Source organism: Polaromonas sp. 39-63-25 (assembly GCF_002278925.1).
GTDB lineage: Bacteria > Pseudomonadota > Gammaproteobacteria > Burkholderiales > Burkholderiaceae_C > Polaromonas.
The window spans coordinates 21,527-29,998 of record NZ_NCJH01000035.1 but is presented as its reverse complement, the minus strand read 5'-3'; the positions used below and the strand labels follow the sequence as shown (position 1 = coordinate 29,998).

General features: G+C 59.4%; 10 protein-coding genes and 2 pseudogenes. 8 read left to right on the top strand and 4 right to left on the bottom strand.

What is annotated here, in order from left to right:
• From cobA to B7X65_RS23345, 5 genes and pseudogenes are all read left to right on the top strand, one after another.
• Positions 1-570 (top strand): uroporphyrinogen-III C-methyltransferase (gene cobA / locus B7X65_RS23365; RefSeq protein WP_293596625.1); only part of this gene is annotated, 570 nt, incomplete at its 5' end.
• Positions 560-788, top strand: a pseudogene (locus B7X65_RS23360) (cob(I)yrinic acid a,c-diamide adenosyltransferase); the annotation flags it as partial. The gene cobA and the pseudogene B7X65_RS23360, both read left to right, overlap by 11 nt.
• Before the next feature lie 97 nt (positions 789-885).
• Positions 886-1,906 (top strand): annotated as a pseudogene (locus B7X65_RS23355) (IS110 family transposase).
• Positions 1,907-2,101: 195 nt separating this feature from the next.
• A complete protein-coding gene (locus B7X65_RS23350; RefSeq protein ID WP_293596624.1) occupies positions 2,102-2,395 on the top strand; it encodes a HigA family addiction module antitoxin in 294 nt (97 codons plus the stop codon).
• 78 nt (positions 2,396-2,473) lie between these two features.
• On the top strand, positions 2,474-2,791 hold the full coding sequence (locus B7X65_RS23345; protein WP_293596623.1) for a helix-turn-helix transcriptional regulator: 318 nt from the start codon (positions 2,474-2,476) through the stop codon (positions 2,789-2,791).
• Between the two features lie 274 nt (positions 2,792-3,065).
• On the opposite strand, the gene B7X65_RS23340 is transcribed toward B7X65_RS23345, so the two are convergent.
• The 4 genes from B7X65_RS23340 to B7X65_RS23325 form a co-directional block, all read right to left on the bottom strand.
• On the bottom strand, positions 3,066-3,749 hold the full coding sequence (locus tag B7X65_RS23340; protein WP_293596626.1) for an anaerobic ribonucleoside-triphosphate reductase activating protein: 684 nt from the start codon (positions 3,747-3,749) through the stop codon (positions 3,066-3,068).
• Between the two features lie 61 nt (positions 3,750-3,810).
• Entirely contained in the window at positions 3,811-4,020 is a 210-nt protein-coding gene (gene nrdD, locus B7X65_RS23335; RefSeq protein ID WP_293596622.1) for an anaerobic ribonucleoside-triphosphate reductase, read from the bottom strand.
• A gap of 20 nt (positions 4,021-4,040) precedes the next feature.
• Positions 4,041-6,056 (bottom strand): ribonucleoside triphosphate reductase, encoded by a 2,016-nt coding sequence (locus tag B7X65_RS23330; RefSeq protein ID WP_293596621.1) that lies wholly within the window; start codon positions 6,054-6,056, stop codon positions 4,041-4,043.
• Between the two features lie 116 nt (positions 6,057-6,172).
• Complete coding sequence (locus tag B7X65_RS23325) at positions 6,173-6,316, bottom strand: hypothetical protein (protein ID WP_293596620.1); 144 nt, start codon at positions 6,314-6,316, stop codon at positions 6,173-6,175.
• A gap of 334 nt (positions 6,317-6,650) precedes the next feature.
• Here B7X65_RS23325 and B7X65_RS23320 point away from each other — a divergent pair, with 334 nt between their 5' ends.
• The 3 genes from B7X65_RS23320 (at position 6,651) to B7X65_RS23310 (ending at position 8,458) form a co-directional block, all read left to right on the top strand.
• Positions 6,651-7,469 (top strand): hypothetical protein, encoded by an 819-nt coding sequence (locus B7X65_RS23320; protein ID WP_293596619.1) that lies wholly within the window; start codon positions 6,651-6,653, stop codon positions 7,467-7,469.
• A gap of 43 nt (positions 7,470-7,512) precedes the next feature.
• Positions 7,513-7,896, top strand: a complete 384-nt coding sequence (locus B7X65_RS23315; RefSeq protein ID WP_293596618.1) for a hypothetical protein — start codon at positions 7,513-7,515, stop codon at positions 7,894-7,896.
• A gap of 94 nt (positions 7,897-7,990) precedes the next feature.
• A complete protein-coding gene (locus B7X65_RS23310; RefSeq protein WP_293596617.1) occupies positions 7,991-8,458 on the top strand; it encodes a response regulator in 468 nt (155 codons plus the stop codon).
• The last annotated feature ends 14 nt before the right edge of the window (positions 8,459-8,472 follow it).

Genomic DNA, 8,472 nt, shown 5'->3' with positions numbered 1-8,472 from the left:
GTGGGCAAGGCGCTGGGCAATCACTCGGTGCCGCAAGAAGGCATCCATGCGCTGCTGGTCCAGCATGCGCGCCTGGGGCGACGCGTGGTTCGCCTCAAGGGCGGTGACCCCTATGTGTTTGGACGCGGGGGCGAAGAGGTGCAGGCCTTACAGGTCGAAGGAATTAGCTTTGAAGTCGTTCCGGGTGTCACCGCCGCCAGCGGTTGCTCGGCGGCGGCTGGTATTCCGTTAACCCATCGCGGTTTAGCCGGTAGCTGTGTTTTTCTGCCAGGCCATCTGGCTGATGACGAGGCCACGCACGACTGGCGTGCATTGGCGCGCCCGGGCCAAACCCGTGTGTTCTACATGGGCGTTCAGCGCTTGGCGCAAATTGCCCAACAGCTGATATCACACGGCCTGCCGCCGGATACCCCCGCCGCCATCGTGCGCGACGGCACCCGTGCTTCCCAAACCATCATCGCCACCGGACTGTGTAAGCTGGTGGCACGCGCTCCAGCCTACGGTCCCCAGCCAGGCTTGCTCATCATTGGCGAGACCGTACAACTGAGTCCTGAATACCATGCAAATTGAAACCCCGCCCCAAAACAAACCCTACGAAAAACCCGAGGGTGAGCGCCAGGGCCTTGTGATCGTCAACACCGGCGACGGCAAAGGAAAAAGCACCGCCGCCTTCGGACTGGCGCTGCGGGCCCACGGCCGTGGCAAGGCGGTCAAGATTTTCCAGTTCATGAAAGTGCCTAGCGCGCTTTGGCGAGCACCGCATGTTCGAGCAGCTCGGCATTCCGATTGGAATACGAAGGGACTTCCCACTTTCAGGTAACGGCATCGAGTGCCAAGATTGGTTTTTGTGGAAGTCAATCTGCAACCTTTGAAAGGAGATGTCCCATGAACAAGATTACACGAGTGGGTGCCGATTTGGCAAAGCAAGTCATTCAAGTTCACGCCGTGGATGCGGCGGGCCAACGGATCACGAGTCGAGCGCTGGTGCCGGGCAAGTTCATGGCCTGGTGCGCCCAGTTGCCGCCTGGTTGCCTGGTCGCCATGGAGGCCAGCTCCAGCGCCCACCACTGGGCCCGCCGGCTGATTGCCCTGGGGCTCGACGCACGCATCATCGCCGCCCATCTGGTGGCACCCTACCGGCTGCAAGGCAAAAGCGGCAAGAACGACGCCAACGATGCCGCTGCTATCTGCGAAGCGGCCAGCCGCCCGCAGATGCACTTCGTTCCCGTCAAAAGCGTTGAGCAGCAAAGCATGCTGTGCATCCACCGCCTGCGCGAAGGCTTCAAGGAGGAACGCACCGCCTGCATCAACCGCATCCGTGGCCTGCTGGCCGAGTTTGGCTTGGTGTTCCCGCAACAGCCGGCCGCGCTGCGCCTGGCGCTGCCGGACGTGATGGAAGATGCCAGCAACAAGCTGGGCGCCCAGGCCCGGCTGGCGCTGCAACGCGCCTTGATGCAATGGCAAGAGCTCGATGGCCATCTGGCCTGGTGCGACGAACGTATCGCGGCCCACCTCAAAGACAGCGCGCAGGCGCGCCAAGCCGGGCAGTTGCTGGGGGTGGGGCCGGTTACTGCTTCTGCGGTGGTGGCGAGCGTGGGCGACTTCAAGCAGTTCAGGAACGGCGCGCAGTTTGGCGCCTGGCTGGGCTTGGTGCCCCGGCAGAACTCCAGTGGCGGCAAGAACCATCTGGGGGCCATCACTCTTGATCCAGGGCGCCAAGTCGGCGGTGATGACCGCGCACAGGCGCGATGATCCGATCTCCATGTGGGCGTATCAGTTGCGCGAGAGGTCAGGCTGGCAAAAAGCGGTGGTGGCGCTGGCCAACAAGAACGCCCGAATTCTGTGGGCGGTGTTCGTGCGGGGCACGCCGTTCGATGCGCACCATGTGAGCGTCAAACCAGCTTGAGCGGGGTGCACCGATTTCCTTGCAAGACGTGAAGCCGGAGATGCAAAAAACAGGTCAGACCGGCAGCGGGCAAGCTTGTCCCTCGAAGCATAACCGTGCCGCATTTGGAAGCATAACTGTACCGGGTACGTGTTTTTGCCCTTGAAGGGCGGATGCGCTGCTTGTTGATTACCCTGGGCATCACTGAGGTTCAATATGACTCGAATGCACAATCCACCGCACCCAGGCAAAGTCCTCCGGGAGTATTTAGGCAGCACATCCGTGACGAAAGCTGCCGCAAATCTCGGCGTACACCGAGTAACTTTGTCTCGCGTTCTCACCTGCTCTTCGGGCATTTCGGCTGATATGGCCTACCGGCTGGGCGATGCCTTTGGCACCAGTGCGGAGCTATGGGGCGGCATGCAATTGCAGTACAACTTGTACCAAGCAGGTAAGGCCAAACGACCCAAGATTAAGAAGTTGAGGCAGCTGCATACAAATGCGCGGTAGCCTAACCGTTGCAATTAATCACCTGAATTAAGGTGATTAATTGGGAATTTCTTATTTTTCGCCTGATAATGGGCTGAAATGTACGACCATCGAACCAGCGAAGAGTTAGAGGCGGAACTTGGCGAACAGCTTCGCGCTGCCAGGGTGCGCAATAACGTTAGTCAGGCAACGCTGGCCAAACAGGCAGGGGTGGCGGTCACCGCGCTGAGGCGCCTTGAGCTCGGCCAAGGCGCGACGGTTTCAACTCTGGTGTCCGTAGTGCGTGTCTTGGGCCGGCAGACTTGGCTGGATAGTCTGCAACCCGCAGTGACTATCAGTCCATTGCAGATGCTCAAGTCCACGCGCCAACGGCAGCGTGCGGGATCGCCGCACAAATCAAAACCTACCGTCGCCTGAAAAAGGGGGTGGCGCTGCCAGTGTTCGATGGGTGTTTGAGATGCCAATACAAGGCTGTCTTGACAGCGCTGGCAGATGGTGGTTCAAGCTGCGAAGGTTTGCACACGCCATGAAGTAGATATGACTTAAGGCGCATTTGCAGTGTCTCCTCGACATCCTCAAGCTGATGGTGATATGTTGAATTTTTTTGTGGAAAAAATCCAGATCAGGGAGTTGTGAATCCCGTCTGGCCCTCTCCGCTCCAGACACCAGCCCATTGCCGTTCAGTGGCTACTCATTCGCACCTCAAGACAAAGCTTTCAAACAGGGCTGACACATTCGCAATCAAATCGGCGCTGGGGAACTTCTCTGTCGATATGACATTCAGGTCGTCATTCTTGCAACCGGTGCCGCGAAAAACTTGCAGGGCGTAGTTGCGCACACCCATCGCGCTCAAGGTTTGCGCCAACGCCAGAATCTCTGAGGGGGTGTGCAGGGCCGGATGCACCGTGGTACGAAACTCGTGCGTCACGCCGCTGGCCACCACTATCCCGGCACTGGCCCATACCGCCTTGGCACTGTCAGCCGTACGGGTGATAGTGTCGTAGCCCTGCTGCGTCGCCTTGATGTCCATACCTATCCAGTCCACCAGTGGCAGCACCTCTTGCAGGCGTCGGGGGTACATGCCCGCCGTGTGCAGCCCCACGCCAAAGCCCAGAGATCGAACATCGTGCATGGCATCTTTCAATGCCCGGTCCATGGTGGGTTCACCTCCACTGAACACCACCGAGTCGATCAGCCCCACGCGCCGTTGGAGCAGTGCCAGCACTTGCGCCCACGCCAGCGGACTGTCCCTGGTGCGGCTTTGCAAATGCGGGTTATGGCAATAGCCACAGCGCCAGGGGCAACCCTGCACAAACACCACTGCTGCGAGTTGCCCAGGGTAGTCCGTCGCGCTGAAAGGCGTGATGCCTCCCACCTTGAGCGGTTTGGTGCTGGGTGCCGAGGTGTTGACTCCGCTGTAGCGGTTTGCCGCCCGTTCAGCCGGCAGCAGGGGACTTGCAGTTGTTTTCACTAAAGTAAGTGCGCTCATGGAATTCGCCCTTCTTGCCGGTATTGAAAGACGCCACAGGGCGGTGGTAACCCATGACGCGGGTCCACACCTCGCAGCGCTGCCGCTCGTCATCACGCAGCACGATGGGAGGGACGGCTTGGGAGACCGGGGTTGGTTTTTTTTGTAGAGCAATCATGTCATTCCTTCTTTGGGTGGTTAAACAGGTTCCAATTGCTTGCGCGCGATGATTTCGGTATCGCACTTCGGGCAAAAATCGTGGCGCCCGCCCAGATAGCCGTGCTTGGGGCAGATAGAAAAAGTGGGCGTAACAGTGATGTAGGGCAGGCGAAAACGCGACAGCGAGCGCTTGATCAGCTGACGGCAGGCTTCTGCACTGGACAGCGGCTCGGTCATGTACAGATGCAGCACGGTGCCGCCGGTGTACTTGCGCTGCAAGTCATCCTGCATCTCCAACGCCTCGAACGGGTCGTCGGTGTAGCCTACCGGCAACTGGCTGGAGTTGGTGTAGTAAGGCATGTCCTTGGTACCGGCTTGCAGGATGCCAGGGAACTGCCTGGCGTCTTCCTTGGCAAAACGATAGGTGGTGCCTTCTGCCGGGGTCGCTTCCAGGTTGTACATTTGGCCGGTCTGATCCTGAAACTCCAGCATGCGTGCGCGTACATGGTCGAGCAGGCGAATGGCAAAGGCGTGTCCCCATTCGGAGCTGATGTCTTCGCGGTCCAGAGTGAAGTTGCGGATCATCTCGTTGATGCCGTTCACCCCCAGTGTGGAGAAGTGATTGCGCAGTGTGCCCAGATAACGCTTGGTGTAGGGGAACAGGCCGTTGTCCATGTGACGCTGGATCACCTTGCGCTTGATCTCCAGGCTGTCACGTCCCAGCTCCAGCAGGCCGTCAAGCGCCTTTAGCATGCCGGCCTCGTCCCCTTGGTGTAAATAGCCCAGGCGCGCGCAGTTGACGGTGACCACGCCGAGCGAGCCGGTCTGCTCGGCCGAACCGAACAGACCGTTGCCGCGCTTGAGCAGTTCGCGCAGATCAAGCTGCAGGCGACAGCACATGGAGCGAATCATGTTCGGTTTGAGTTCCGAATTGATAAAGTTCTGGAAGTAGGGCAGGCCGTACTTGGCGGTCATCTCGAACAGCAGCTCGGCATTCGGGCTATACCAGTCGAAATCCTCAGTCATGTTGTAGGTGGGGATTGGGAAGGTGAACACGCGGCCCTTGGCATCGCCGGACACCATCACTTCAATGTAAGCACGGTTGATCATGTCCATCTCGGCCTGGCACTCGCCGTAAGTGAAGCTCACTTCCTGGCCAGCAATAACGGGCGTCTGCTCGCGCAGGTCTTCCGGGCAAATCCAGTCGAATGTCAGGTTGGTAAATGGCGTCTGTGTACCCCAGCGCGAGGGCACGTTGAGGTTGTAAATCAGCTCCTGCATGCACTGGCGAACATGGGCGTAGTCCAGCTTGTCCTGCCGGACGTACGGTGCCATGTAAGTATCGAACGAGCTGAACGCTTGTGCGCCAGCCCACTCGTTTTGCAGCGTGCCCAGGAAGTTGACGATCTGCCCCACCGCACTCGACATGTGCTTGGGCGGGCCGCTTTCCACCTTGCCAGGCACACCGTTCAACCCCTCGTTGAGCAGGGTCCGCAGTGACCAGCCCGCGCAGTAGCCGGCCAGCATATCAAGGTCATGGATGTGGATGGCAGCGCTGCGGTGTGCCGCGCCGACTTCGGGCGGGTAGACGTGGTTGAGCCAGTAGTTGGCGATCACCTTGCCTGACACGTTGAGGATCAGGCCGCCCAGCGAATAGCCCTGGTTCGCATTGGCATTGACGCGCCAGTCGAGCTGCTGCAGGTACTCGTTCATGCTGGACTCGACGTCCACCATCGTCTTGCGGTCGCTGCGCAGCTTCTTGTGTTGCTCGCGGTAGACGATGTAGGCACGCAAAGTCTTGGGGTAGCCAGCGTCGAACAGTGCAGCCTCGACCGCGTCCTGGATCTGCTCGATGTGCGGCGTCGCCGGTCCAAGTATCCTGATTTTTGGAGTCACCAGATACTGCGTCAGGCGACGGGCTTCGGCGCCATCGAACTCGCCGGTGACCTGGGCAGCGCGCTCCAGCGCCTGGGCGATCTTGCCGGCATCAAACGGCTTGATCCCGCCGTCGCGCTTGATGATATGGGTAAATACGGGTGCGGTTTGTATGCTCATCTAGCATCCTCTTAAAACACTATAGGTAGTGTGAAAGTGGATGATAGCCACTACAGGTAGTGTTTCTCGCGAATTAAATCGTGCAAAACCAACTTCCGGTTAAAGGTTGATCTGTATCAGGAAACGCTCATGATGCTGTTGACGTTGAGATAGTGCTCAACAGCTGCCTCCTTCTGCGCTTGCGGGTACTTGGGTTCCCGGCCCGCATAGCCCACCGGCAAATCGAGCCATTGCTCATATTCCCGGTACCAGCCCTTCAAGGCATTCTTCGTTGGGTAAAGGGCGTGCGATCCACAAGGTGGGCTATGCGATAGCGATCCGGAAGATTATTGGTAGGGCAGAACCCGCAAACCCCGTCGATGGGATGCGCGCCCTTGGCGACCGTGGCAAACAGGCATCAAAGACTGGGCTTAAAAAGCCCAGTGAAGAGGGGCGCGACTGAAATCAAGCGCAGCAAAGCAGAAAAACCGGAAGTTCACCCCGGGGCGGCTTGGTCGAGTCGCTGACCGCGGACATTCAGAAGTTCGGCTCCGGATGCACGCTGGCGCCCGAGTGTGACATCTGATGGCCATACGGCAAAGGTATGCCATCGGGATGGTCGGCAGCAAGGAGACGCTGTTGACGACGGGTCTGAACAAAAGCCTGGGCAGCTACGGGCTGGGCCTGAGTGCAAGTTATTCAAGCCGCGGGGAGTTTGCCGTGGGCCTGCAACTTTTTATCGCTACGAGCAGAGAGCCACGACAGGGACAGTGGCGTTTTGATGCGCGGCCCAAAGCCGACAGCGGCGCCACCTCGGTGCGTGTTTTCCTGGACGACAACGCCAACGGCGTCATGGACGCAGGCGAAGAACCGATCGAGAACGTCGCGCTGACGGTCAACGGCAGCAGGGCGCTGGTGCGAACGGATGCCGCAGGCATTGCCTTGCTGGACCGTTTGCCGATCAGGCAACACGTGGACATTGCGGTCGACACCCAGACGCTGGAGGACCCTTACTGGGTGCCGCAGCGCAAGGGCGTGCGCATGGTTCCGTGTCCTGGTCATGTCGCCGAATTGGACTTTCCCGTCGTCCTGACCAGCGAAATCGACGGAACGGTTTACCAGGTCGAAAAAACTGCCAAACGCGGCCTTGGCGATATGGCAATTGAACTGCTTGACCTTGATCGCAAGGTGCTGTCCACCATCAAAAGCAGTTCGGACGGCTACTACATTGTTCCCGCCGTCGTGCAAGGCCGCTATTATTTGCGGATATCGCCGGAGCAACTCAAGCAGTTCGACCTGATCGATCCGGGCGAGCGTGACATCAGCATCCTGCCCGATGGTAAATTTATCAACGGCGTGGATTTTCTGCTGAGTCGAAATCCGGCCGGGAGCGTGCCAGATCTTCCCCGGGAGGAAGCGCGTGATAAAAAATGAGTTCCCGCCAAAAATCCTTCGGCAGGCCGGTGCCTGCGCCCTCTTGATCGGCAGCCTCGCCCTGACCGGTGACAGCGATGCGGGCACCGCAACGGGCACGGCGAGTGCAACGGTGCTTCAGTCGGTGTCAGTCACCTTTTCAAGTCCCTTTTTAAGCACCATTTCTGACACCTTTTCTGGCACCACCTTCACCATTGAGCGTTTTACTGGTAGCCTGTCCCTCAGTGGCCCCTTGCTGCGCGTTGGACCGGAGCCGTCCCCCGGCGCCGTTTTGACCGGCGCAGGCGCTGCGCCCTCCATCGCGGACAACGCCACCGTTTATGTGTCGCTCAATGCCGATGGTTCCCTGAGCGTCAGTGGTGGTTCGGGCTTGACGTATGCCGTGTCGCAGCCTGGCGCTGGCGTGATCAACATCGAATACAACTGAAACTGAAGTTTTGATCATCAAAACGATAAAACCTCTATTTCACGCTCAGGCCGGCGCAGCCAGCCCATCCATCATGAACAAGCCGGAGTCCTCCATGAATTCACTCAACCGCATCCTGCTGGTCGAAGATAGCCCGAGCGATGCGGGGCTGGCGCTTCACGCGCTGGCGGAGCACAACCTGGACCAGGATGTCCTGCACCTGCCCGACGGCGCCCAAGCGCTGGACTACCTGTTTCGCCGGGGTGAATTTTCCGGCCGGGCCCCGGGCAACCCGGCGCTCGTGCTGCTCGACCTGAAGATGCCGAAGGTCGATGGGCTCGAAGTGCTGAGCCAGATCAAGGGCGAGCCGGCCCTGCGCACGATTCCGGTGGTGGTGATGACGTCCTCGCGTGAGAGGCGCGATGTGGAGGCCGCCTACCGGCTGGGCGTGAACGCCTACGTCGTCAAGCCGATGAAGTTCACGAATTTCGTGGATGCGGTCAAGCGGGTCGGCGCGTTCTGGGCCATGCTGAACGAGCCGCCGCCCGCAAGCACGCCGGTGGCCGATGAACCCAAGATATAACCTGGGCAAAACGC

Excerpts from the sequence above, each read along its gene's own strand:
- B7X65_RS23350 (WP_293596624.1), top strand. The coding sequence starts at position 2,102 with ATGACTCGAATGCACAATCCACCGCACCCAGGCAAAGTCCTCCGGGAG.
- B7X65_RS23310 (WP_293596617.1), top strand. The coding sequence starts at position 7,991 with ATGAATTCACTCAACCGCATCCTGCTGGTCGAAGATAGCCCGAGCGAT.
- B7X65_RS23330 (WP_293596621.1), bottom strand. The coding sequence starts at position 6,056 with ATGAGCATACAAACCGCACCCGTATTTACCCATATCATCAAGCGCGAC.
- nrdD (WP_293596622.1), bottom strand. The coding sequence starts at position 4,020 with ATGATTGCTCTACAAAAAAAACCAACCCCGGTCTCCCAAGCCGTCCCT.
- B7X65_RS23320 (WP_293596619.1), top strand. The coding sequence starts at position 6,651 with ATGGTCGGCAGCAAGGAGACGCTGTTGACGACGGGTCTGAACAAAAGC.
- B7X65_RS23345 (WP_293596623.1), top strand. The coding sequence starts at position 2,474 with ATGTACGACCATCGAACCAGCGAAGAGTTAGAGGCGGAACTTGGCGAA.